At 72.0% G+C, this 24,507-nt stretch carries 21 protein-coding genes and 1 pseudogene; 9 read left to right on the top strand and 13 right to left on the bottom strand.

The window, feature by feature from the left end; genetic code table 11:
• Positions 1-15: 15 nt before the first annotated feature.
• The 4 genes from ABZU91_RS28040 to ABZU91_RS28025 form a co-directional block, all read right to left on the bottom strand.
• The gene (locus ABZU91_RS28040; protein WP_355246642.1) at positions 16-810 is read right to left on the bottom strand and encodes an ABC transporter ATP-binding protein; all 795 of its coding nucleotides are present in this window, start codon (positions 808-810) and stop codon (positions 16-18) included.
• 4 nt (positions 811-814) lie between these two features.
• On the bottom strand, positions 815-1,819 hold the full coding sequence (locus tag ABZU91_RS28035) for an ABC transporter substrate-binding protein (RefSeq protein ID WP_355246639.1): 1,005 nt from the start codon (positions 1,817-1,819) through the stop codon (positions 815-817).
• Between the two features lie 23 nt (positions 1,820-1,842).
• On the bottom strand, positions 1,843-2,685 hold the full coding sequence (locus ABZU91_RS28030) for an ABC transporter permease (protein WP_355246636.1): 843 nt from the start codon (positions 2,683-2,685) through the stop codon (positions 1,843-1,845).
• Between the two features lie 427 nt (positions 2,686-3,112).
• On the bottom strand, positions 3,113-3,832 hold the full coding sequence (locus ABZU91_RS28025; RefSeq protein ID WP_355246633.1) for a cupin domain-containing protein: 720 nt from the start codon (positions 3,830-3,832) through the stop codon (positions 3,113-3,115).
• A gap of 92 nt (positions 3,833-3,924) precedes the next feature.
• Between ABZU91_RS28025 and ABZU91_RS28020 the strand changes: the two genes are divergently transcribed.
• Both ABZU91_RS28020 and ABZU91_RS28015 read left to right on the top strand, forming a co-directional pair.
• A complete protein-coding gene (locus ABZU91_RS28020; RefSeq protein ID WP_355246630.1) occupies positions 3,925-4,998 on the top strand; it encodes a LacI family DNA-binding transcriptional regulator in 1,074 nt (357 codons plus the stop codon).
• Positions 4,999-5,065: 67 nt separating this feature from the next.
• Entirely contained in the window at positions 5,066-5,551 is a 486-nt protein-coding gene (locus ABZU91_RS28015; RefSeq protein WP_355246627.1) for a GNAT family N-acetyltransferase, read from the top strand.
• Positions 5,552-5,572: 21 nt separating this feature from the next.
• Here the strand turns inward: ABZU91_RS28015 and ABZU91_RS28010 are convergent, their stop codons facing one another.
• Positions 5,573-6,862 (bottom strand): MFS transporter, encoded by a 1,290-nt coding sequence (locus ABZU91_RS28010; protein ID WP_355246624.1) that lies wholly within the window; start codon positions 6,860-6,862, stop codon positions 5,573-5,575.
• Between the two features lie 93 nt (positions 6,863-6,955).
• Complete coding sequence (locus tag ABZU91_RS28005) at positions 6,956-7,516, bottom strand: NAD(P)H-dependent oxidoreductase (RefSeq protein WP_355246621.1); 561 nt, start codon at positions 7,514-7,516, stop codon at positions 6,956-6,958.
• A 138-nt stretch (positions 7,517-7,654) separates the two neighbouring features.
• Between ABZU91_RS28005 and ABZU91_RS28000 the strand changes: the two genes are divergently transcribed.
• A complete protein-coding gene (locus ABZU91_RS28000; RefSeq protein ID WP_355246618.1) occupies positions 7,655-8,119 on the top strand; it encodes a MarR family transcriptional regulator in 465 nt (154 codons plus the stop codon).
• 128 nt (positions 8,120-8,247) lie between these two features.
• Here the strand turns inward: ABZU91_RS28000 and ABZU91_RS27995 are convergent, their stop codons facing one another.
• Entirely contained in the window at positions 8,248-10,581 is a 2,334-nt protein-coding gene (locus tag ABZU91_RS27995; RefSeq protein ID WP_355246616.1) for a beta-L-arabinofuranosidase domain-containing protein, read from the bottom strand.
• Between the two features lie 361 nt (positions 10,582-10,942).
• Here ABZU91_RS27995 and ABZU91_RS27990 point away from each other — a divergent pair.
• A pseudogene (locus tag ABZU91_RS27990) lies at positions 10,943-11,431 on the top strand (LD-carboxypeptidase); the annotation flags it as partial.
• A gap of 57 nt (positions 11,432-11,488) precedes the next feature.
• On the opposite strand, the gene ABZU91_RS27985 reads toward ABZU91_RS27990, so the two are convergent.
• The 6 genes from ABZU91_RS27985 to ABZU91_RS27960 all read right to left on the bottom strand — a co-directional run bounded on the left by ABZU91_RS27985 (position 11,489) and on the right by ABZU91_RS27960 (position 18,784).
• Positions 11,489-13,228, bottom strand: a complete 1,740-nt coding sequence (locus ABZU91_RS27985; protein WP_355246763.1) for an IucA/IucC family siderophore biosynthesis protein — start codon at positions 13,226-13,228, stop codon at positions 11,489-11,491.
• Between the two features lie 101 nt (positions 13,229-13,329).
• Entirely contained in the window at positions 13,330-13,923 is a 594-nt protein-coding gene (locus tag ABZU91_RS27980; protein ID WP_355246613.1) for a GNAT family N-acetyltransferase, read from the bottom strand.
• Positions 13,920-15,197, bottom strand: a complete 1,278-nt coding sequence (locus ABZU91_RS27975) for a lysine N(6)-hydroxylase/L-ornithine N(5)-oxygenase family protein (RefSeq protein WP_355246610.1) — start codon at positions 15,195-15,197, stop codon at positions 13,920-13,922. The genes ABZU91_RS27980 and ABZU91_RS27975 overlap by 4 nt, the downstream gene beginning before the upstream one ends.
• Before the next feature lie 26 nt (positions 15,198-15,223).
• Positions 15,224-16,792, bottom strand: coding sequence for an aspartate aminotransferase family protein (locus tag ABZU91_RS27970; RefSeq protein WP_355246607.1), 1,569 nt, complete (start codon positions 16,790-16,792; stop codon positions 15,224-15,226).
• Positions 16,793-16,887: 95 nt separating this feature from the next.
• Positions 16,888-17,745 (bottom strand): siderophore-interacting protein, encoded by an 858-nt coding sequence (locus ABZU91_RS27965; RefSeq protein ID WP_355246605.1) that lies wholly within the window; start codon positions 17,743-17,745, stop codon positions 16,888-16,890.
• A 4-nt stretch (positions 17,746-17,749) separates the two neighbouring features.
• Positions 17,750-18,784, bottom strand: coding sequence for an ABC transporter substrate-binding protein (locus tag ABZU91_RS27960; protein ID WP_355246602.1), 1,035 nt, complete (start codon positions 18,782-18,784; stop codon positions 17,750-17,752).
• Positions 18,785-19,013: 229 nt separating this feature from the next.
• On the opposite strand from ABZU91_RS27960, the gene ABZU91_RS27955 reads away from it, so the two are divergent.
• From ABZU91_RS27955 to ABZU91_RS27935, 5 genes are read left to right on the top strand one after another with little or no spacing between them, the layout of a single operon-like run.
• Entirely contained in the window at positions 19,014-19,964 is a 951-nt protein-coding gene (locus tag ABZU91_RS27955; RefSeq protein ID WP_355246760.1) for an iron chelate uptake ABC transporter family permease subunit, read from the top strand.
• Complete coding sequence (locus tag ABZU91_RS27950; protein WP_355246599.1) at positions 19,961-20,992, top strand: iron chelate uptake ABC transporter family permease subunit; 1,032 nt, start codon at positions 19,961-19,963, stop codon at positions 20,990-20,992. The genes ABZU91_RS27955 and ABZU91_RS27950 overlap by 4 nt, the downstream gene beginning before the upstream one ends.
• A gap of 23 nt (positions 20,993-21,015) precedes the next feature.
• A complete protein-coding gene (locus ABZU91_RS27945) occupies positions 21,016-21,819 on the top strand; it encodes an ABC transporter ATP-binding protein (protein ID WP_355246596.1) in 804 nt (267 codons plus the stop codon).
• Positions 21,816-23,870, top strand: coding sequence for a penicillin acylase family protein (locus tag ABZU91_RS27940; RefSeq protein ID WP_355246594.1), 2,055 nt, complete (start codon positions 21,816-21,818; stop codon positions 23,868-23,870). The genes ABZU91_RS27945 and ABZU91_RS27940 overlap by 4 nt, the downstream gene beginning before the upstream one ends.
• Positions 23,860-24,417, top strand: coding sequence for a GNAT family N-acetyltransferase (locus ABZU91_RS27935; RefSeq protein WP_355246591.1), 558 nt, complete (start codon positions 23,860-23,862; stop codon positions 24,415-24,417). The genes ABZU91_RS27940 and ABZU91_RS27935 overlap by 11 nt, the downstream gene beginning before the upstream one ends.
• Positions 24,418-24,507 lie beyond the last annotated feature (90 nt).

The raw sequence follows: 24,507 nt of genomic DNA, 5'->3' as shown, positions 1-24,507 counted from the left end.
CGTCGTGCTGGTCGTTCAGTGGTTGGCGGCCGCGCTGCCGAGCAACCCACGCAGTTCGGTGGCGAGCCGGTCGAAGCGGGAGTCCGACATCACCTGCGCGTAGTCGCGGTGCGCCGGCAGCTCGACACCGAAGGTGCGGATGATCCGGCCGGGCCGGGCGCTCATCACCACGACCCGGGTGCCGAGGAAGACCGCCTCGGCGATGGAGTGGGTGACCAGCACGACGGTGGTGCCGGTCTCCCGCCAGATGCGGTGCAGCTCGGCGTTCATCTGCTCGCGGGTGAGCGCGTCCAGGGCGCCGAACGGCTCGTCCATCAGCAGCACCGGCGGGGCGTGCAGCAGCGCGCGGCACAACGCCACCCGCTGCTGCATGCCTCCGGACAGCTCGTGCGGGAGCGCCTTCTCGAAGCCGGTCAGGCCGGTCATCTCGATCAGCTCGTCGGCGCGGCGGGCCGCGCGTGCCCGGTCCATGCCGCGCATCTCGGCTTGGAGCAGGATGTTGGCCCGCGCGCCACGCCACTCGAGCAGCGCGGCCTTCTGGAAGACGAAGCCGATCTCCTTCTGTGGGCCGCGTACCGGCTGTCGCAGCAGCGAGACCTCTCCGCTGGTGGGCTTCACCAGGCCGGCGACGATCTTCAGCAGGGTGGACTTGCCGCAGCCGGACGGGCCGACGATGGTGACGAACTCCCCCGGCTCGATGTGCAGGGACACGTCGTCGAGGGCGGTGGTCTGCGACCGTCGGGTGGTGAAGCGGACGGTCACGCCGGACATCCCGATGGCGGTGCCGGTGGTCGCCGGCGCGGCGCTCACCCCGTCACCCCTTGGCCGCGTAGGAGGAGTCCCAGTACGCGTCCGGCGCGCCCGGTTCCTTCAGCTCCGCGAAGCGGGACATCAGGTCGATGGTCTCGGACCACTGGGCGTCGGTGTTCACCCCGGGCGGGCCGTCGGCACCGAGCAGCGGCAGGTTGAGGGTGAGCTGCTTGGTGAGTACCTCGGGGGCGGGCTCGTTCTCGGCGAGCGCCACCATGGCGCTCACCGCGCCGGCCGGGTCGCGCGCCGCGTCGGCCCAGGACTTCTGGGTGGCGCGCACGAACTTGCGGGCCAGCTCCGGGTCCTTCTGCAGGGTCTGGGTGTTGGCGATCAGGCCGGTGCCGAGCAGGTTCATCCCGTAGTCGGCGAAGAGCAGCACGTCGACCTTCTTGCCGGTCTTGCTCTCGATGGTGGGTGCCTGGTCGTGGAAGAAGCCCATGATGGCGTCGACCTTGCCCTCGGCCAGGGCGGCGATCTTGCCGGCGGCGTCCACGTTGACCACCTTGACGTCGTCCTTCTTGAGGCCGTTCTTCTCCAACCAGGCCGGGAAGGTCGCGTAGAGGGCGTCGCCGGGCGTGCCGCCGACGGTCTTGCCCTTCAGGTCCGCCGGGGTCTTGATGTTCTTCTCGGTGAAGAACTCCACCGAGGAGGGGCCCTTCTCCAGGTACGCGCCGAGGCTGCGCACCGGCATCCCGCTGGCCACCGACTTGAGCAGGACGGGACTGTCGGCCCATCCGAAGTCGGTCTGCTTCTGGGCGACCTGCTTGACCGTGTTGCCGGACCCGTTGCCGGGCAGGATCTTCAGGTCGATGCCCTCGGCGGAGTAGTAACCCTTCTGCAGGCCGTAGTAGAAGGGGGCGTGCTCGCCGTACGGCACCCAGTTGAGGGTCAGGGTGACCTGCTTCTTCCCGTCGGCGCCGGTCGTGCCGGCGGAGTCGCTGTCGCCGCAGCCGGTGGCAGCGAGCAGCAGGGCGGCGGTGGCCAGGATGGTGGTGGCGGTGCGTTTCATCGGTGCCTCCGTGATGGGGTCGGTCAGGAGGTGGTGAGGGACACGCCGGCGCGGCGGCTGGCGTGCCACGGGATGAGCAGCGCCTCGGCGATCTCGACCAGGACGAACAGGACGATGCCGATGGCGGACATCAGGATCAGGTCGGCGAACAGCAGCGGGGCGTCGAGGTTGCCGTTGGCCAGCAACAGGACGTAGCCGAGCCCTTCGCTGGCGCCGACGAACTCGCCGACCACGGCGCCGACCACCGCGAGGGTGACCGCCACCTTCAGACCGGCCATCAGGTGCGGCAGAGCGTTCGGGAAGCGGATCTTGCGGAAGGTACGCCACGGCCCGGCGCCCATCGTGGCGGAGAGGTCGAGCAGTTCCGGGTCGGTCGAGCGCAGGCCGGCCACCCCGGAGATGACCACCGGGAAGAACGCGATGAGCACCGCCAGGATGATCTTCGGGGTGAGACCCAGGCCGAACCAGACGACCAGCAGCGGCGCGATGGCGATCTTCGGGATGACCTGCGCGAACAGGACGATCGGGTAGAGCGCCTTGTCCAGGGTGCGCGAGTAGGCGATGGCGACCGCGGTGGCCAGTCCCAGCGCGGCGGCCAGGACGAAGCCGAGCACGGTCTCGTAGAGGGTGACCAGGGTGTGTCGCGCCAACTCGGACCACTGGTCGGTCATCGTGGTCCAGACCTGGCCAGGGGTGGGTACGAGGTAGTTCGGCACGTACTCCCGGGCGGCGACGAACCACCAGGCGAGGACGAAGGCCGCCAGCACGAGCGCCGGGCGCCACATCGAGTCGGCGACCGACGCGGCGCGGCGGCCGAGCGTGGGTCGGGGCGATCGGCCACCGCCGGCGGGTGGCGCAGCGACCACTGTGGATCGAGATGCGCCGTCGGTGTGATCCGGAGCTTCGGCCGATCCGGGCGAGGACTGAGCCGTGGCGGCTGAATCGCCTTCCCGCTCACCGCTCGCCTGGTCAGCAGCGGCGCGCCGGCCTGCGGTGTCCAAAGAGTTCTCCGTCACGCGAACCTCCTCGGGGCCCGGCGCGGCACCCGGGAGCCGGGCCAGTCGGCGGGTCAGGCAAACGCTTTCCTGGAGCGTAGGCGGCGTCCAGACGGCAGGCAAGGCCTTTCCTCGATCTATTCGACGCCAGCCGGGCCGCCAGGTGAAGGCGTCGCCCGAGGTGGACTCGGCCTCCTGGAAACCGGGCCTTCCCTCGCCCTCGGACACCGCGACTTCCCTGAACCCGGGGCGAACACCACCCTCAAGATCCGCACTGGACCACGCCGGGCTCGCGGCGTCAGCCGGCAGCCGGGTAGGTGTCGAGCAGGCCGCACATGCCCAGTCGGCCGCGCTCCGCGGGTGCGTCCACCGCGTACACGCCAGCCTCGCCCAGATGTCCGCAGTCGCCCCGCTCCAGGGCGTCCAACTGGGCGCCGGTGCCGGCGGCGGCCCGACCCGCGCCGTCGGCCCACCGCTGCCGCCAGGCCGCCAGCAGCGGTTGGCGCAGCGCCGCCGCCGCCGCGTGGAAGGCCGCCAGCGCCGCCGGACCACCGGACCGCAGCGCCGCGAAGCCGTTCACCGCCAGATCCCTGCGGTGGTACGCGGCCCGCACGTCCGCCCCCGGCGCTCCCCCGTCCGGCAGCGCTGCCGCCGCGACGTACGCCTCGGGGTCGGCGAGCACCTCCGGCGGGAAGGTCAGCACCGCGTCACCGGCCTCGGGCAGGCCACTGTTCTGCATGAGCACCACAATGGTCAGACCGCCGCCGTTGACCAGACGGTGCACGGTGCCCGGCTCGAACCAGACCACCGCGCCCGGGCGCAGCGGGGTCTCGGAGAAGCCGTCGGCGCTGGTCAGGGTCTGCACCGCACCCTCGCCCCCGGTCACCACGTACCCCTCGGTGCAGCAGAGGTGCACGTGCGGCGTACCACCGACCACACCGTCCGGCGCGGCCGTGTCGTAGACGCGCAGCCGGGAGACACCGATCCCGCCGGGCAGTGCCGCGAAGCGATCCGACATGGCCGGCCTCCCTGCGGGAAAGGGCTTTCTCTGCGGTACGGTGACGCTAGCCGGCGCGGCGAAACGCCGTCAACAGACCGAGGGGGCGGGCCATGGCGACCCTGTCCGACGTGGCGCGGCGCGCGGGCGTCTCACCCGCCACGGCCTCACGCGTCATCAACGGCAGCAGCAAACCCGTCACCGACGAGCTGCGCGAGCGCGTCCTCGCGGCCGTGGCCGAGTTGCAGTACGTGCCGAACGCGCACGCCCAGTTGCTGGCCCGCTCGCACCGCAGCGCGGTCGGCGTGATCGTGCACGACGTCTCCGACCCGTACTTCGCCGAGATCACGCGCGGGCTGCAGAGGGTCGCCACCGACCAGGGCCGGCTGCTGATGATCTGCAACAGCTACCGCGACCCGGATCGCGAGCTGGAGTACGTGGAACTGCTGCGCGGCCACCAGGTGGCGGCGCTGATCCTCGCCGGGTCCGGCTACCACGACGATGCTTTCACCCGACAGCTCAACGAGAAGCTGGCGGCGTACGAGGCGACCGGCGGGCGGGTCGCGGTCATCGGCCGCCACGAGCACTCCGGCGACGCCGTCATGCCCGACAACCGGGCCGGCGGCGACCTCGCCGGCCGCGAACTCTGCGAGCTGGGCCACCGGGCGATCGGCGTGGTCGCCGGCCCGCGCATCCTCACCACCACCACCGATCGGCTGGCCGGGCTCCGGCAGGCCCTCACCGCGTACGGCCTCGACCTGCCCGAGCGGCGGGTCCGGTACGCCGAGTTCGACCGCGACGGCGGCGCGGAGGCCACCGCCCGGCTGCTCGACGCCGATCCGGAGCTGACCGCGATCGTGGCGCTCAACGACTCGATGGCCATCGGCGCGCTCGCCACCCTGCGGGCCCGCTCGCTCGCCGTACCGGGGCAGATCTCCGTCGTCGGCTTCGACGACATGCCGATCGCCCGCGACGTCACGCCCGCGTTGACGACGGTGCGGCTCCCCCTCGTCGACATGGGAGTGCGGGCGATGTCGCTGGTGCTCGGGACGGCCGCGCCGACGCCCCGGATCGAGGTGCTCCCCGCCGAGCTGATCCGCCGGGACACCTCCGGGCCGGTGGCGGGCCGACCGCGCGACACGGCGACGTCGACTCCCCGCGCCCGGCGAGCCGGCACCGCCTCGTGACGGGGCCGGCCGACCTGGGCCGCGCAAACCCGTTGCTCCGCCAGCCCGTCCTGCGTAGCCTGCGCCAGTGTTGATCCGTACGTTCACCGACCAGGACTGGTCGCAGGTGTGGCCGATCGTCGAGGACGTCATCCGGGCACAGGAGACCTTCACCTACGACCCCCGGATGACCGCTGACGAGGCGTACGACATCTGGGTGGAGACCCCGCCCGGGCGGACCGTCGTCGCGGTGGACGGCGGGCGGGTGCTCGGAAGCGCGAAGATGGGCGCCAATCGGCCCGGGCCCGGCGCGCACGTCTCCACCGCCAGCTTCCTGGTCGCCGCCGACGCGCGTGGCCAAGGCGTGGGCACCGCGCTGTGCCGCGACGCCCTGACCTGGGCGCGCGACCAGGGGTACGCCGGCATGCAGTTCAACGCCGTGGTGGAGACGAACCGGACGGCGGTCGAGCTGTACCGGCGCGAGGGCTTCGACGTGGTCGGCACCGTGCCGGGCGCGTTCCGCCACCGGACCCTCGGCCGGGTCGGCCTGCACGTCATGTACCTGGAGTTCTGACTCCCCCGCCGGCAACGCGCCTCAGCCGCCGGTCGTGCCCACGGCCGGTGTCGGTCCGAGCCCGCGTGGGTCGGCGGCCGGCTCGGTGCCCGCGCGGCGGATCGGGGTGAACAGCCCGCCGACCGCCACCAGCAGGCAACCCGCTCCGGCGACGAGCGCCACCGCCGGTACGCCGTACCGGCCGGCCGTCCAGGTCATGATCGCCGCGCCGGCCGGCCCGAGAGCGTAGTGCGTGCTCCAGAACGCCGAGGTGACCCGGCCGAGCAGATGGTCGGGAGTGATCTCCTGGCGCAGTGACATCGAGCAGATCCCGCCGATGCTGAGGCAGCACAGGTACACGGCGGTCAGGGCGGTGACCGCCGGCACCGTCGTCGCCGCGCCGACGCCCGCCACCGCGAACCCGCAGACGGCGTGCGCGCCGATCCACGTCGTGCCGAAGCCGCGCCGACGACGCAGCGGGGCCACCAGCAGCGCCCCGGCGACAGTGCCCAGCGCCGCCAGGCCGAGTACGGTGCCGACCGTCCCCTCGCTCCCGCCGAGGTCGTGTGTCACGTGGTAGATCAGCACGTCGGTGAAGCCGTAGACCAGGAAGACGAACACCGACAGCAGGACGGTCAGCGCGCGGAGCACGGGCTGTCGCCACAGGAACCGCGCTCCGGCCAGGAACTCGGCCAGCGGGCTGCCCCGGGGCACCTCCGGGGCGTCTGCTGGCCGGGCGGCGCGCAGCCGGACCAGCCGCAGGCCGGCAGCCGAGAGCGCGAAGCTCGCCGCGTTGACGGCGATGGCGGTGGCCGGGCCGAAGCGGGCCGACACCACTCCGGCGAGCAGCGGCCCGAGGACGGCGGTGGCCGCGAACGTCGCCTGGAGCCGGCCGTTGGCCTCGGTGATCCGGTCGGCGTCGACGAGATTGCGGACGGCGGTCACCGCCGCGACCTGGAACAGCATGCCGGCCGCCTCGCAGATCGGCAGCACGACGAAGAGGAGCCACACGCGCGGGCCGGCGAGCCAGACGAGGGGCACGAGACCGTAGAGGACCAGCCGGACCAGGTCCGCGACGATCATCAGCGTACGGCGGTCGTACCTGTCGACCAGCACCCCGCCGAAGACGCCGGCCGCCACGGACGCCGCGCCCGCGACGGCGGTGAGCAGGCCCATCTGCGCCACCGATCCGGTCGCCTGCAACACCAGCAGTGGCACCGCCAGGTAGGCGAACGCGTCGCCCGCCGCGGAGAGCGACTGTGCGATCCAGTACGTGCCGAAGGAGCGGTCCCGCCACAGCGGGGCCCGGGCCAGCCGGGGCGCGTTGCTCATCTCGCCGAGGCTATCGTGCGCGACGCCGGCGGTGGGTACGCCGACGGCCGCGGGAGCGAGTCCCGCGGCCGTCTCGAGGCGTACCGGGAAGGGTCAGCCCTGGCGCAGCGGCGCGAGAGCGGCGCTCCAGGCCACGACCTGGTCCAGGGTGGTGGTCAGCGCCTGCAGGTGCTGGTCGCCGGGCTTGAAGGTGCTGAAGTTCTCGAAGTCGGTGTAGAGCGAGAGCGCGACCTGCGAGCGCACGTCGGCCATCTGCAGCTCACCGGCGATCAGGCGTAGGTGCTCGACGGCGCGGGCGCCACCGAGGGAGCCGTAGCTGACGAACCCGACGGCCTTGTTGTTCCACTCGTTGTAGAGGAAGTCGATGGCGTTCTTCAGGACGCCCGAGGTCGAGTGGTTGTACTCCGGCGTCACCATCACGAAACCGTCAAACGACGCGATGGTCTCGGCCCAGCGCTGCGTGTGCGGCTGGCTGTACTGACCCATCGCCGGCGGCATCGCCTCGTCGAGGTGCGGCAGCTTGTAGTCGAGCAGGTCGATCAGCTCGAACTGCGCGTCGGTGCGCTGCTGGGCGATTTCGTGGACCCAGCGGGCGACGGCTTCGCCGTTACGCCCCGGGCGGGTGCTTCCGAGGATGATCCCGATCCTGGTCATGGCTGCGCCTTTCGGTTGTTGTCCGAACCTGACGCGGGAACGCTAGCCTCTCCTTGCTTCGTCAAGCAAATGGGCTTCCCATGACCGTGCTCACACGCTGAGTAAGCAATTGCTCAATCAAGCAACTATGCTTGCGGAATGCCCGATCCCCGCCCCGAGGCTCTGCGACCCCTCGAACCCGACGAGGAGGCGCTGGTCCGCGCCCTGGGCCAGGTGATGTACGTGGTGCCACGCACGATCGACGCCGACATGGTCGGTGATCGCCAGCTGCCGCTGACCGAGTACACCGCCCTGATGAACCTCTCCGAGGCCCCGGACCGACGGATGCGGATGCACGAACTCGCCACGGCCTGCTATCTCTCGCTGAGCGGCATGACCCGGACGATCATCCGGCTGGAGAGCCAGGGGCTGGTCAAGCGGGAACGGTGCGAGGAGGACGCCCGCGGCTGGAACGCGGTGCTCACCGACGCGGGCTTCGCCCGCCTTCAGGAGTCCTGGCCCAGCCACCTGGCGGCCGTACGTCGACGGTTCCTGCGCCACTTCGAGGGTCTCGACCTGACCGAGCTGGCCCGCGCGTTCCGGCGCGCGGGAGCAGCCGACTGAGCGCGGTCACCGTCGGTCACCTCGTTCGGGGGCGGAAGCGGTGGTGAGCGGTATACCTCAGAGGAATAAATATTCCTCTGAGGTATACCGCTCCTCGACATGGTGGCAGGGTGGGCCAGTCCCGCCGTCTAGGCGTTCGCCACCAACCGCCAGCGGTTGTCCGCGCTGCCGTTGTCCGGGTCCTGCACGGCCTGCGCGCCACGAGCGGTCGAGTTGTTCAGGATGCCGAGCAGCTTGCCGCTGTTGACGTTGCGGATCTTGTAGGTGCCGTCGCCGTTGTCGACGAGGGTCCACCGGTGGTCGGCGGTGCCGTTGTCCGACCACTGCAGGACGCGGGCGTTGTCGGCCGTGGACATGTTCTCCACACCGAGGACCTTGCCGCTGTTGACGTTGCGGAACCGGACGGCGCTGCCGTCGGTGATCATGACCCAGTTGTGGTCGGCGGTGCCGCTGTCGTCCCACTGCAGAGCGAGCCCGCCGTCGGCGGTGGACATGTTCTGGATGCCCAGGACCATCCCGCTGCCGACGTTGACCAGCCGGTAGCTGCCTCCACCGCTGCTGCCGCTGGTGTTCCAGTAGACCGTGTAGTTGTAGCCGTGGGCGTCCTGGAACGGCGCGAGGTTGACGGTGGACCCGTTCGCGGTGGCGGTGAACGCGAGCGAGCTGGTGCTCGTCCGCGCGACCGACGAGACCACGAGGGACGGCAACGCGTTGAGCGTGGTGTTGCCGTAGTTGCCGCAGAGCACACTCGGGCCGTACGTGGCGGCGGCGACGCTGGGATTGTCGTTCGCGGCCCGCATGACCACCCGCATCGGCAGTCGAACGGTGACGGTGTCGCCGGCGGCCCAGGTGCGGGTGATGGTGGCGTAGCTGCCCGGCGTCGTGGTGACGGACTCCGCCACACCGTTGACGCTGATGGTCGCGCCGCTCGTCCACGCCGGGATGCGCACCCGGATGCTCCACGAGCCACTCATCGTGCCGGAGAGCGTGAGGGTGGTGGTGTCGCTCACGGGGTACGTGGTGCTCTGGGTGACCGTGATGCCGCGCTGCGACCAGTTCAGCTCCGACGGCACGAAGAGGTTCACCGTCAGGGTCGTGCCGTTGTAGAAGTAGACCGAGTCCATCAACTTCGTGTTGATCTCCAGGCCGGTGCCCTGGCAGCACCAGAACGAGTTGTAGTCGGTGCTCCAGGTGCCGCCGCCCCACGCCGGGCCCACGCCCCGCCGTCCGCCGGGCTTGAGCGGGGTGAAGTAGGTGATGTGACCGCGACTGTCGGCCGGGTTCTGCGCGCCGATCAGGTGGTTGATCATCGCGCGCTCGTAGAAGTCGAAGTAGTCGACCCGGTTCGGGTCGAGCAGCCACAGCTCGCGGGTCAGCTTGAGCATGTTGTAGGTGTTGCACTGCTCGCAGGTGTCGTTGCTCAGGTACCCGGCTATCGCGTTGGGCGCCCGGAAGTGCTCGGCCTGGCTGTTGCCACCGATCACGTAGGAGTGCGCGCCCACGGTGATGTTCCACGCGTTGCTGGCGATGTCCCGGTAGCGGGTGGTCCCCGTCGCCTTGAACTCGCGGGCGGCGCCGATCCACTTGGGCACCTGCGTGTTGGCGTGCAGACCGTTGAGCTGGTCCTGGTTGTTGGCCAGGGGGTTGAACACCGCGGCGTGGTCGAACCGCTGGGCCGTCGTGAGCCACCGGCTGTCACCGGTCATCTGGTAGACGTCCGTCAGCACGTCGTTCATGCCGCCGAACTCGGTGCCCAGCATCGACTGCATCTGGCTGGAGCTGAGCCGGGACGTGCGGGTGTCGACCCAGCCGGCGAGGGCCAGCAGCACCGTACGGGCCTGGGTGTTGCCGGTGTAACGCCACACGTCGAGCAGGCCGGCGAGCGTCTTGTGGATGCAGTAGTAGGGCACGTTGCCGTTGGACAGCGTCCGCGCCTCGAGCGCGGCGAAGTCCGACTCCGGGAAGCCGGACAGATAGCCGGCCGAGAAGCCGGCCGCGCCGTTGTTCGCCTGGCACTTGGCCATCTCGGCGACCATGTAGTTCGCCTTGTCCCGGCAGGTGGTGTCGCCCAGCACCGCATAGGCATGGGACCACGCGGTCAGGAAGTGCCCCTGCATGTGGGTGCGGAATGGGAAGTTCGGCGCGTCCCACCCACCGTTGGTGGCAGCGCCGTTCGTGGACAGCCGGTGGTTGGCGCGGAAGTTGTAGAGCATGCGGTCGACGTCGACGAAGCGCAGGTAGTTCAACGTACGGTTCTGGTTGTCGAACCAACGGCCGCTGGTCAGTCGCACCTGACCGGGGTCGAAGGCGTAGGCGGCGACGCCGATGTCCGCCCGCGCTGGCGGCACCACCGCGGCGGCGGCAGGGCCCGCGCCGAGCGTCGTGGCGCCGGTCGCGGAGAGCACGGCGGTGGCGCCGGCCGCCTGCAATACGCGGCGTCGGCTGAGGGGCAGGGACGACATGGGACCTCCAAATGAGCGCTACCGGCGATGGGACGACAACCGGGCGGGACGGGCTCGGCAGGATGCAGGGGTCCGAACGTTAGCGTTCACATCCGTGTTCGGCATGTTACGGCTCGATGGCGCACGAATTCAAGGTTCTAACTATTACAGCTCGCTGTGCACCTGTTCTGAGCAGGGAGATCAGGTCCGACGAGGAGAGGGTGGGATGGCTGATCGCCTCGTGTTATCGATAACACCAGCCCCCGAAACGGGGTGCGCGCCGACGGGTGTCGCTGATGGAATCCCGGGATGAAGCACGATCTTGTTCGTCCCCCGAAGGCGCGTCCCGGCGACCGCATCGCGGTCCTGTCGCCATCCTTCGCCGCGGGCGTTGCAGTCGTACGGGGAACGCGAGCCGACCGAGCCGTGGAGTTGGCACGGCCCGCGCCGCGCGGTCACCGGCCCCACCTGGGGTGGCTGCCTGGAGGTCCTCCAGTGGACCCTCACGGCGGGACGTTTCCCGTTCTCGCCGGAGATCCTGCACGGCGGTGTGCTGATCATCGAGACATCGGAGGAGCTTTTGCCCGCGCGCGAGGTCGGCTGGATCGTCCGCGCGCTGGGTGAACGCGGTCTCCTGGCCGCCCGTCCCCCGGTCTCCGACTTCACCCGCAGACCCACGGCCGAGGAACGGGCCGGCCTACGCGAGCAGCAGCGCGACATCGTCGTCGACGTGGTGCGCCGCTACAACCCCGAGGCGGTCGTCTGCGTCGGCGTTCCGTTCGGCCACACCAGACCGCAGTGGATCCTCCCCCACGGCGGCCCGGTGACCGTCGACGGCGTGGAGCGCCGGATCTTCGCCGACTACCGGTAGGCCGGCCAGGCCCGCGCGGCGGCGTCCACCGCGCGGGCACGCGTACATCCGCCGTGTTCAGCGGGCCGGGGCGTGCGGGGCCAGCGGATTCGTGAGGGTGCCGACGAACTGCAGGGCGGCCGACGGGTCGGCCAGGTCGATCATCTGCTGGTTGTCGCGGAGCTGGAGGCGGTTGAGGCAGGACAGCGCGAACTCGGGGGCGAACAGGTCGTAGTGGCGTACGCGCTCGGCGAGGTGCGGCACCCGCTCGAAGTAGTCCGCGGCGCAGGCCGCCACCGTGCCCCAGAAGGCATCCTCGGTGAGCACCCCGGCCTCGACGAGGACGGCGTTGAGGTGGCGCAGGAAGCAGTCGACCACGTCGGTGAAGATCGTCAGCAGCTTGGTGTCGTCGGGCACGTCCACGCGGATGCGCTCCACCTCGGCCGGCAACTCGACGTCGGCGCTCAACACCGCGATCTCCTCGGCGATGTCCTTGAAGATCACCCGCTGGACGGTGTGGTGCTCGTCGAGGACCAGGATGACGTTCTCGCCGTGCGGCATGAAGGCCAGGTCGTGGGCGTAGAAGCTGTGCAGCAGCGGAGTCAGGTAGGCGTCCAGGTAGCGGCGCAGCCACACCTCGGGCGCGAGGCCCGACCGGTCGATCAGCGCCGCCGCCAGCGAGCCGCCGTCGTCGTCGACGTGCAGCAGCGCGGCCATCGTGGACAGTCGCTCCCCCGGGGCCAGATTCGGCACCGGGCTCTCCCGCCACAGCGCGGCGAGCATCTTGCGGTACGGGGAGGTCCGCTCGGTGGCCGCCTCGTACTGCCGGTGCCGGTAACCGATCGCGGCCCGCTCCCGGATGACGGTCAGGCCCGTGCCGGTCAGCACCTCGTCGCCGGCGATCAGGTCGGCCAGCCAGTCGTTGATGGCGGGGGTGGCGGCCATGTACGCCGCCGACAGCCCGCGCATGAAGCCCATGTTCAGCACCGACAGCGCGGTCTTGACGTAGTGCCGGCCGGGCTCGGTGACGTTGAAGAAGGTACGGATGGACTGCTGCGCCAGGTACGAGTCGGGACCGGGGCCGAGGTGCACCAGCCGGCGTTCGGCCAACTCCCCCGCGAACGTGACGGCCAGCTTGTTCCACCACTGCCACGGGTGCGCCGGGATGAGGTGGTAGTCGGCGAGGTCGAGGCCGAGGCCGGTCATCGTGGCCGCGAACCGGGCTCGGGTGTCGGCATCCAGCTCGCCGGCGATGAGCGCGTCGTAGTCGAGGTCGGTGGCGCTGCTGAACGTCGAGTGGTCGCGGTGGGCGGCCAGCCACTCCAGGCGTACCGGCGTGGCGGTCTCCGGGGCGTAGCGGTGGTACTCGTCGACGCCGAAGCCGAGCCGGCCGTTGTTGGCCACGAAGCAGGGGTGGCCCTCGGTCATGGATGTCTCGATGGTCTGGAAGTCGGCCCCGGCCAGGTCGGCGGCGCTCGGCGCACCCTGGGACAGCTTGTACGCCGTACCGGCGAGGGTGGAGGTGATCTCCTCCAGATAGACCGGGAGCACCCGCGCGGAGAGCCCGAGGGTGCCGCGCAGCTCGACGATCAGGTCCACCGCGTCGGGTGGCACCGACGTGCCGTCGCGGTGTCGGGTGATGCTGTCGGCGTCGATCTGCCAGTGGGCCAGGGCGAGCACCCGGGCGGCGAACCGGTAGGTGACGGTGCCGTCGTCGCTGCGGACCTCGTACCACTGGCGGTCGTCGGGGCCCGGCACGGGCGCCGGGGTGAGCAGCCGCTCGTGGGTGAATTCGGCGAGCGCCTTGCGGACCAGCATCCGGTTGGCCCGCGCCCAGCGCTGCGGGGTGAGGTGCGCGACGGGGTCGCCCGGGGTGGCCGGGCCGGCGACGGTCGGCGAGGTGGGGACGGCGGTGGTGGTCACGCCGGGACTCCTTCTTCTGCGGTGGCGGTGGCCGGCTCGGTGGCGGCCAGGAACTGGGCGCGGGTGCAGGCGCTGAGCAGCGCCTCCTTCTCCGGCTTGGTGACCGGGCCGACGACCTCGAAGCCGACGACGGCGTTCAGCGCGTGCACGGCGGTGTTGTGCACGTCCGGCTCGACCATCACGCGCCCGGTGGCCGGGTCGGCGAAGAGCCACGCCATGACGGTACGGATCACCGCGCGGGTGAAGCCGTGCACGGGAGTGCCCGCGGGCGCGCAGAGGAAGTGCATGCCGACGTCACCGGGTTGGTGGTCGTAGAGGCCGACCAGTTCGACGTGCGCCGGGTCGTAGCGCTCGGCCAGGAAGGCCGGGCTGCCCCGCCACAGACCGAGGTACGCGTCGTGGTGCGGGTGCGCGGCGATGCGCCGGTACTCCTCGACGACCTGCGCCTCGTCGGCGTCCTGCATCAGCCAGAACGCCGACCTCGGGTGGGTCACCCAACGGTGCAGGAGCGCGGCGTCGGCCTCCGGATCGAGGGTACGCAGGGCGAACTCACCGAGCCCGTCGTCGACGCGGGTGAAGACGACGCTCACGAGACCGCTCCGAACTCCTGGAAGGTGATGCCCTTCTCGATCGGGTAGTGCTCCCGGCCGAGCAGTTCGCGGATGATCCAGGAGTTGCGGTACGCGCCCATGCCCAGGTCGGGCGAGGTGATGCTGTGCGTGTGGGTGCCCGCGTTCTGCAGGAAGATGCCCCGCCCGTCGTGGTCGATGCTGTAGTTGCGGGCCACGTCGAAGCGGCCGTGCGCGTCCCAGCGGATGCGGTCGCGGACCGGTTCGAGGAACGTCGGCACCCGGTAGTGGTAGCCGGTGGCCAGGACCAGACCCTCGGTGCGCAGGGTGAAGTCCCGCTCCTGCTCGACGTGTCGCAACCCGAGCGTGTACTCGCCGTCGCGGTACGCGGCGTCGACCAGTTCGGTGTTGGTGATCAGCCGGGTGTTCACCGGGCCGTGGACGCTGTGCGCGTAGAGCAGGTCGAAGATGTCGTTGATCAGGTCGGCGTTGATCCCCTTGAACAGGCCCTTCTGCTCGGATTCCAGCCGGTAGCGGGTCTCCTCCGGTAGCGCGTGGAAGTAGTCCACGTAGTCCGGTGAGGTCATCTCCAGCGTCAGCTTGGTGTATTCCAGCGGGAAGAACCGGGGCGAGCGGGTGACCCAGTTGAGCTGGTAGCCGTACCTGTCGATGTCGCCGAGCAGGTCGTGGTAGATCTCGGCGGCGCTCTGCCCGCTGCCCACGACGGTGATGCTGCGCTTGGCCCGCAGCGCGTCCCGGTGCTCCAGGTAGCGCGAGTTGTGCACGGCGTCCCCGGGCAGCTCGGCGACGGCCGCCGGCAGGTGCGGCGGCGTGCCGGTGCCGAGCACCAGGTGCCGGGCCCGGTACTCGGCGGTCTCGGACCCGCCGGTGGTGGCCCGCACCACGTACCGCTCGTCGGCGCTGTCGTACTCGACGGTGGTCACCGTCTGGCCGAAGCGCACGTTCGGCAGCTTCGCCGCCGCCCACCGGCAGTACGCGTCGTACTCACTGCGCAGCGGGTAGAAGCTCTCCCGGATGTAGAACGGGTAGAGCCGGCCGATCTCCTTGAGGTAGTTGAGGAACGAGTACGGCGAGGTGGGGTCGGCGAGGCTGACCAGGTCGGCGATGAACGGGGTCTGCAACCGGGCCGACTCCAGCAGCATGCCGGGGTGCCAGGCGAGGCTGGCCCGAGCCTCCAGGAACACCCCGTCCAGCTCGTCGATCGGCGCGGTGAGACAGGCCAGGCCCAGGTTGTACGGGCCGAGCCCGATGGCGACGAAATCGTGGGTGGACATCTTGTTCTCCAGGCGCGGGTTCGGGGTCAGCCGACGGGGCAGGTCAGGTCGGCCGCGATGGTGTCCCGCACGTACCGCCCGGCGTGGCCGGCGATCAGTTCGAGCACGTGGCCGATGTCGTCGACGGTCGTGGCGGGGTTGAGCAGTGTGAACTTGAGGAAGTGCCGGCCGTCCACGCGAGTGCCGGCGACCACGGCGAGGCCGGACGCGGCCAGCGCCTCCCGGGCGTGCAGGTTCGCGGCGTCGGCCAGCTCGCGGGCCGGGCCGGTGGGCAGGTAGCGGAAGACCACTGTGCTCAACTGCGACTGGGTCACCACCTCGAAGCGTGGGTCCTCGCTGACGAGCTGCCAGGCATCCGCCGCCCGGTCGACCACCTCGTCGAAGAGCGCGCCGAGCGCGTCCGGGCCCATCACCCGCAGCGTCAGCCAGAGCTTGAGCGCATCGAAACGGCGGGTCGTCTGCAGGCTCTTGTCGACCTGGTTGGGAATCTGCTGCTCCACCATCCGCGCCGGGTTGAGGTAGTCGGCGTGGTAGGTGGCGTGCCGCAGCGTCCGCCGGTCGCGGACCAGCAGCGCGCTGGAGCTGACCGGCTGGAAGAACGACTTGTGGTAGTCGACGGTCACCGAGTCGGCCCGCTCGATGCCGTCGAGCAGGTGCCGGCGCGTCGGCGAGACGAGCAGCCCGCAGCCGTACGCGGCATCGACGTGCAGCCAGACGCCGTCCGCCGCGCAGACCTCGGCCAGCTCCGCGAGCGGGTCGATGGAGCCGAAGTCGGTGGTGCCGGCGGTGCCGACGACGGCCATCGGGACCAGTCCGGCCGCCCGGCACCGGGCGATCTCCTCGCGGACGGCGGCGGGCTGGATGCGCCGCCGCGCGTCGGTGGGCACCGCGATCACCGCGTCCGGGGCGAGACCGAGGAGCTTGGCGGACTTCTGGACGCTGAAGTGCCCGGCGACGGAGGTGAGCACGCGCAGCCGGGGCAGCAGCTCCAGACGTGCCGCCGGGGTTGCCTCGGCGCACGCCTCCTCCCGCGCCAGCAGCAGCGCCTGGAGGTTGGACTGGCTGCCTCCGCTGGTGAACACGCCGTCGGCGTCCGGGCCGAGGCCGATCCGGTCGGCGGTCCAGTCGATCAGCCGACGTTCGATGAGGGTCGCGCCGGCGCTCTGGTCCCAGGTGTCCAGGGAGGAGTTCACGGCGCTGAGCACCGCCTCGCCGAGCAGCGCCGGGATGACCACCGGGCAGTTGAGGTGCGCCAGGTAGCGGGGGTGGTGGAACCAGACCGCGTCGCGGAGGTAGACGCTCTCCAGCTCGTCCAGGGCCGCGCCGGCGTCGCCCAGGGGCCGGTCCAGGTCGACGCCGTCGACAAGCGGAGCCAGCTCGGCCGGGGCGACGCCGGTCGCGGGCCGGTCCACCGTGGCCACCCGGCGGGCGACCCGGTCGACGCCGTCGGCGATGGCCCGCCGGTACTGCTCGACGGAACCGTCGTGCAGCAGGTGCGCCCGCGCCGCGGCCGACGCTCCGGTCGCTTGTGGAGCGGCCTGCGCTCCGGTCGGCGAGGGCCTGTCGGTCTCACCGGGGTACGTCGGCACGGTCACGGGATGTCCTTCCACGTTCTGACGATGGGCAGCCGGAACCCTCCCCCGGCGCGTCCGCGCGCCGGGGGCCGTGCTGCGTTGGGTGGTATCGCCGGTCAGGCGGTGGCGCCGGCCAGCACCTCGGCGCGCAGGTCCTCCTCGGAGAGCCCACGCCGCCAGTAGCCGGCGAAGGTCACCCGTCGACGGTCGAAGCCGCGCTCGCCGACCAGGTGCCGGCGCAGCGACCGCACCACACCGGACTCGCCGGCGATCCAGGCGTACGGCGTGGCGGCGGGAAGCCGGGCGGCGCGCAGCGCACTGACCAGCAGGTCGCTGCCGGGGGCGGTGCTGCCGCGCACGATCCAGCGGATCTCCGCGTCGGCCTCGGTGGGCAGCTCGGTGATGTCGGCGGCGTCCGGGACCTCGATCCAGGCGCGGACCCGGGTGCCGGCGGGCAGCCAGGCAAGGATTCCGGCGGTGGCCGGCAGCGCCGTCTCGTCGGCGGCCAGCACCACGAGGTCGGTGTCGTCCGGTGGGCGGAAGCAGACGCTGCGGTTGTCGTAGACCGCCGGGCCGAGCAGCAGCACCTGGTCACCGGACACCGCCAGGCTGGCCCACCGGGAGGCGGGACCGGTGCCGCCGTGGCCGACGAAGTCGATGTCCACCTCGCCGACCGTCGAACGGTGTTCCCGAATGGTGTACGAGCGCATGACCGCGCGGACATCCGGCGGCAGGGCCCGCCACGCGCCGAACCAGTCCTCGCCGCGCTCGACCGGGACGACCGGGGCGTCCTGGCCCGGGTGCGGCAGGAACAGCGAGACGCTCTGGTCCCGGCCGCCGCCGGCGAAGTCGACCAGCTCCGCGCCGCCGAAGGTGACCCGGATCAGCGAGGCGCCGACCCGACGGGCCCGCACGACGTGCGCGGCGAAGAAGCGGTACTGCAGGGCTACGGGTTCGACGACGCTCGTGCTCATGGTGTCAGCCGACCTTCTTCGCGTTCCGGATGGCGGTGGCGAGGTTCTCCAGCAGTGGCGCGGCACCGGCGTACGAGAAGCGGGGCACCGCGTCCCACGGGGTCACCTGGTTGGCCCGGACGGCGGGGAGCTGCGCCCAGGTCGGCTTGGCGGTGAGGTCCTTGGGCTGCAGCGCGGTGCTGCGGTTGTCCAGCAGGATCAGGTCGGCGGGGAACTTGCCGGCGTTCTCCCAGCTCAGCGCCTCGAAGTAGTCGCCGGCCTCCAGCTTGGTCGGCACCACGATGTCGACGCCCAGCTCGGCGAAGTACATGAGGTCGGTGCTGACCTTGGGGTTGGACACGTAGAACAGGTCGGGGCTGCCGGAGCAGGCCATCACCCTGATGCCCGGGTTGGCCTTGACGGCCTGGCGGACGGCGTCGGAGGCGGCGTCGAAGCGGGCCTTCGCGTCGGTGACCTTCTTGGCCGACAGGTCGGCCCCGAGCGACTCCGCCAGCGCGGCGTACCGCTCGATGGGCTTGGTCATCGGCACCCGGGCGGTGGTGATCGCCACGCTGGGCGCGAGCGGCAGGATCTTGTCCTTGCTCTCGTCCGGCACGTACCACAGGGCGTCCGGGTCGTACATGTGCGTGACCAGCAGCTCGGGACGCAGGGCCGCGTACTTCTCCAGGCTGAACTCGCCCCAGGCGTTGCCGAGGATCTCGACGGTCTCGACGTTCAGGTCGCCGGCCTGTGGGTCCTTCGTGCCGTCGGCGCGCTTGGTCTCGCCGAACACGCCGACGAGCTGCTTGTCGAGACCGAAATCGACCAGGGCTGCCGCCACACCGGTGAAGGCCACCACGCGTGCCGGGCGGGCCGGCGCTTCGACCTTCTTGGTGCGGTCGTCGGTGAACGACCAGGGGCCAGCGGCGTTGTCGCTGCCCGCAGGCTTGGCGGCATCGTCCTTGCCGCAGCCGGCGAGCAGCGCGGCCAGCGTGGCGGCACCGCCAGCGGCCAGCAGGCCACGACGGGAGAGGCGACGGGCGGACAGTGCATCGGGCATGGTGTCGTCTTTCGATCAAGGGAAGGCCGGGGTCGACCGGGACAGCGGGGTTAGGTTAGCCTAACCTCGGTCATTGTCAACAGCGGTTCGCCGTGTCGCCACACTCCCGGAGCCCACACTGGACGCCACACCCACCGTCACCGCACCGGCACCCTCGGTGCCCGACGCGCCGGCGGCACCCGTTCCGAAGCGACGCCATGCGGCCCGCGCCGCCGGACTGCTCGCCGCCGTGGCGCTGCTCGGCGTGATCCTGGTGCTCAGCATCGCGGTGGGCGCGAAGTCGTTGCCGCTCGCCGACGTCTGGTCCGGGCTGCTGCACCGCGACGCGACCGAGTACGCCGTGGTGCACCGGATGCGCCTGCCCCGCACCCTGCTCGGGCTGCTCGCCGGCACGGCGCTCGGCGTGGCCGGTGCCGTGATGCAGGCCCTCACCCGCAATCCCCTCGCCGACCCCGGGCTGCTCGGCATCAACGCCGGGGCGTCCGCCGCCGTGGCCACCGCCGCCGCCTTCCTGGGCGTCACGGCCATCGGCGGGTACGTCTGGTTCGCGCTGCTCGGCGCGGCCCTGGTCACCGCGCTGGTCTACGCCGTTGGCGGCGGACGGGGCGCCACCCCGGCCCGCCTCGCGCTGGCCGGCGCGGCGCTCAACGCCACCCTCTACTCGTTCGTCAGCGCGGTCATGCTGCTGGACACCGCCTCGCTGGACCGGTTGCGGTTCTGGACGGTCGGCTCGCTGGCCAGCGCCGACGCCGCGACGGTGGCCCGGGTGACGCCGTTCATCCTGGTCGGCCTGCTGGTCGCCCTCGGCGCGGCCCGTCCGCTGAACGCCCTCGCGCTCGGCGACGACGCGGCCCGGGCCCTGGGCGCCCGCCCGGCCGTGATCCGGGCCGCCGTGATCGTCGCGGTCACCCTGCTCTGCGGCGCGGCGACCGCCGCCTGCGGTCCCATCGTCTTCGTCGGACTTCTCGTGCCGCACCTGGTACGCGCGCTCACCGGGCCCGATCTGCGCTGGCTGCTGCCGTACTGCGCGGTGCTCGCGCCGGTCCTCCTGCTCGGCGCCGACGTGCTGGGCCGGGTGCTCGGCCGCCCGGGTGAACTCCAGGTCGGCATGGTCACCGCCGTGCTGGGCGGTCCGCTGTTCCTCTGGCTGGTCAGCCGTTCACGGGTGGCCCACCCGTGAGCGCGGTCATCCGTACCCCCGGTGGGTTGTCGGTGCGGTTCCGCCCCCGGGCCCTGGCCGTCGGTGTCGGCGCGACGCTGCTCGCCGCCGGGCTCTCCCTGGTCGCGATGGGCAGCGGCGACTACCCGATGGGCCCGACCGACGTGCTGCGCACCCTGACCGGCGGCGGGAGCGTGGCGGAGCAGTTCATCGTGACCGAGCTGCGCCTGCCGCGGTTGGTCACGGCCCTGCTGGTCGGCGCGGCGCTGGCGCTGGGCGGCACGCTGTTCCAGTCGCTGGTCCGCAACCCGCTGGGCAGCCCGGACATCCTCGGCTTCACCCAGGGCGCGTCGACCGGCGCGCTGGTGGTGGTCGTCCTCGGCGGCGGCAGCCTGGCCCTGGCCGGCGCGGCGGTCGTCGGCGGGCTCGGCACCGGCCTGGTGATCTACGCGCTCGCGTGGCGACGCGGCGTGCACGGCTACCGGCTCGTGCTGGTCGGCATCGGCGTCGCCGCGATCCTCACCGGCGTCAACGGCTACCTGCTGACCCGGGCCCCGCTGATGGACGCCGCCCGGGCGGTGCTGTGGCTCACCGGCAGCCTGGACGGGCGGGGCTGGGCCAACGCCGGGCCGCTGCTGGCCGTCACCGCCGTGCTGACGCCGCTCGTGCTCGTCGGCTGCGCCCCGGCGCTGCGGATGATGGAGCTGGGCGACGACACGGCGAGCGCGCTCGGTGTGCCGGTACGGGGGATGCGCCTGGTGCTGCTCGCCGCGGCGGTGCTGCTGGTGTCGTTCGCGGCGGCGGCGGCCGGTCCCGTGTCGTTCGTCGCGCTCGTCGCGCCGCACGTCGCCAAGCGGCTGACCCGTGCGCCCGGGCCGAACCTGCTGCCCTCGATGGCGGTCGGCGCGGCGCTGCTGGTCGGCGCCGACCTGGTGGCCCAGCGCGCGTTCACCGGGCACCAACTCCCGGTCGGCGTGGTGACCGGCGTGCTCGGCGGCGGCTACCTGGTCTGGCTGCTGGCCGTCGAACGCCGGGCGGGCCGGCTGTGAACACCCCTGGACAAGGAGCACCCATGACCTCCCGCCTCGGCGGCACCGCGCTGACCCTCGCCTACGACCGGCGCACCATCTCCGAGGACCTGACCGTGGCGGTGCCCGACCGCTCGTTCACGGTGATCATCGGTCCGAACGCGTGCGGCAAGTCGACGCTCCTGCGCGCGCTGTCGCGGATGCTGCGCCCGAGCGCCGGAGCGGTACTGCTGGACGGCCGGGACATCCACGACCAGCCCGCCCGCAAGGTCGCCCGCACCCTCGGCCTGCTGCCGCAGACGTCGATCGCGCCGGACGGGATCGGCGTCGCCGAGCTGGTCGCCCGGGGTCGCTACCCTCACCAGGGTCTGCTGCGGCAGTGGTCGCGCGAGGACGAGCGGATCGTCGACGAGTCGATGGCCGCCACCGGGGTCGCCGACCTCGCGGACCGGCCGGTGGACGAGCTGTCCGGCGGCCAGCGGCAGCGCGTCTGGATCGCGATGGCGCTGGCCCAGCAGACACCGCTGCTGCTGCTCGACGAGCCGACCACGTACCTCGACATCGCCCACCAGATCGAGATCCTGGACCTGTGTGCCCGGCTGCACGAGGAGCAGGGCCGCACGCTGGTCGCGGTGCTGCACGACCTCAACCACGCCGCCCGGTACGCCTCCCACCTCATCGCCATGCGCGACGGTCGGGTGGTGGCCGCCGGCGACCCGCGCGACGTGGTGACCGCCGACCTGGTCGCCGAGGTGTTCGGGCTGCCCTGCCGGGTGATCGACGACCCGGAGACCGGCACCCCGCTGGTCGTCCCGGCCGCCCGCCGGCGAGCGACCGAGCCCGCATGACGACGCGGCTGTTCCGCGACCCGTGGGGCGTGCCGCACATACGCGCGGACGACCCGCTCGCCCTCGCGACGGCGCAGGGCCGGGTGACCGCGTACGACCGGGCGTGGCAGATCGAGGTGGAGCGGCACCGGTCGCAGGGCACCAGCGCGGCCTTCCTCGGCGTCGACGCGCTCGGTTGGGACCGCTTCGCCCGGCAGGTACGGCTGGACGACACCGCCCGCCGCTGTCACGCCAACCTGGACCCGGCGACCGCCGAGTGGGTGGGCGCGTACGTGGCCGGGGTCAACGCCGGTCTCGCCGCCGGCGCGGCCCGAGCGCCGGAGTTCGCCGCCACCGGGTTGACCCCGGGCCGGTGGGAGCCGTGGACGCCGCTCGCGGTGTGGCTGGGGCACCACATCCTCTTCGCGGGGTTCCCGAGCAAGCTCTGGCGCGAGCACGTCGCGCGGCACCTCGGCCCGGCGGCGGCCGAGGCCTTCGCCGTCGACGGACCGGCCGTCGCCGGCAGCAACGGGTGGCTGCTCGCCGGTTCGCGCACCGCCAGCGGAGCCGCGCTGCTCGCCGGCGACCCGCACCGGATCCTCGAGGACCCGGGCGTCTACCAGCAGATCCGGCTGGCCTGCCCGGAGTACGACGTGCTGGGGCTGGCGGTGCCGGGAGTGCCGGGCATCCCGCACTTCGGCCACACCGGCGCGGTGGCGTGGGCGATCACCAACGCGATGGCCGACTACCAGGACGTCTACGTCGAGCGGCTGCGCCGGCACGACGCCGGGATCCTGGCCCTCGGTCCGGACGGCTGGCAGGAGGCGTCCGTCCACGTCGAGACGATCGAGGTGGCCGGCGCGGACCCGGTCCCGGTCGAGGTGGTGGAGACCGAACGAGGGCCGGTGATCGCCGGCGGGCCAGGGGACGACGCCGCGCTGAGCCTGCGCTACCCGCCCCGGGTCCGCCGCGAGCTGGGCTTCGCGGCGTTACCGGAGCTGCTGCGTGCCCGCACGGTGTCCGATGTGGACGATGCCCTGCGGCACTGGGTCGAGCCCGTGAACGTGGTGCAGGCGGCGGACACCGCCGGGGGCCTGCTGCACCGCGTCGCCGGCGCGGTGCCGCTGCGGCACCCGGACAACGGCCGGCGTCCGGTCCCCGCCTGGGAGGCCGCGTACGCCTGGCGTGGCTGGTACGCGCCGATGCCCCGCGCCGAGGTGACCGACCGGGCGGTGATGGCCAACGCGAGCGCTCTGGCGGCGCCGCTCGGCGTCGAGTTCGCACCACCGCACCGCGCGCGCCGGATCGCCGAACTGCTCGACGCCAGCCGGAACCTCACGGTCGGGGACATGGCCACGATCCACACCGACACGTACCTCGGCTCGGCGGACGCGCTGCTGGCGGTGCTCGACAGGAGTGCCGGGCTCGGTCCGGCCGCCGCCGCGCTCCGGGACCGGCTGCTGCGCTGGGACCGGCGGATGGACGCGGACAGCACCGACGCCGCCGACTTCGCCCTCCTGCGGGCCGCCGTCGTACGCCGGATCGCCGCACACCCAGCCCTGGCGGCGCTGGCCGAGCCGCCCGCGTACCCCGAGGTGTTCGCGCCCTGGTTGGCGCTGACCCCGCGGGTCGGCTACGCGCTGGAGCACCTGCTCGGCGCGGCCCCGCTGCCCGGCGTCGACACCGCGGCGGTGGTGCGCGCGGCGGCCGAGGAGGTCGCCGGCACGGCGGACCGCACGATGCGCTGGGGTGACCTGCACCGGCTGGCGGCGTGGCGGGCCCTGCCCGACCCGGACGCCACGCCCGGCCCACGGCTCGACGGCGACCACGACTGCGTGCTGGCCACGTCGAGCGTTCCCGGGGTCACCCACGGATGCTTCCGAGGGCCCGCCGCGCGTTTCGTCTGGGACCTGGCCCGGCGGCAGGACAGCCGGTGGGTGGTCCCGTTGGGTGCCAGTGGGGTGCCCGGCGACGAGCACCACGACGACCAGCAGTCCGCGTGGCTGACCGGTGAGCTGCTGCCGGTGACCACCGACTGGGACCGCCTCACCGAGGAGCGGGATGAGCACTGACGGACAGCACCATCGGCGCGACGTCCCCGGGTTCGGGGTGGTCACCATCCGGCCGGTACGCCCCGACGAGGACGCCGACCTGCTGCACGGCTGGGTCACGATGGACCGGGCCCGGTTCTGGGGAATGCGCGACGCCAGCCGTGAGCGGGTGCACGAGATCTACGCGTACCTGGATTCGCTGACCACCCACCACGCGTACCTGGTGCACCGCGACGGTGTGCCGGCGGCGCTGACGCAGACGTACGAGCCCGGGGCCGATCCGGTCGGCGGCTGCTACGAGGTGCGCCCCGGCGACGTCGGCGTCCACCTGCTCGTCGGGCCCACGGTCACCGCCGAGCCGGGCTTCACCGGCGCGTTGTTCAGGGCGGTCCTGGAGTTCGTCTTCGCCGAGCCGGGGCGGCGGCGCGTCGTGATGGAGCCGGACGTGCGCAACGACCGGATGCTCCGCCGGCTGCGGCGCAGCGGGTTCCGGGCCGGCCCGGTGATCGAGCTGCCGGACAAGCGGGCGCGGCTGCACTTCCTCGACCGCCCGGAGAGCGTCAACTAGCTTGATCTTTAACCTGTGCGGCGTGGTCGAGGATTCGTTGATTTCTTGCTGGACTTCGGGTTTGTGGTGTCGCTGCTGGTGGCGGTGTGG

The sequence above is a fragment of the Micromonospora sp. NPDC005174 genome (assembly GCF_040608495.1).
In the GTDB taxonomy this organism is placed as follows: domain Bacteria; phylum Actinomycetota; class Actinomycetes; order Mycobacteriales; family Micromonosporaceae; genus Micromonospora.
Note: the sequence above shows the minus strand (reverse complement) of the source record. Positions and strands in the feature narration are given on the sequence as shown.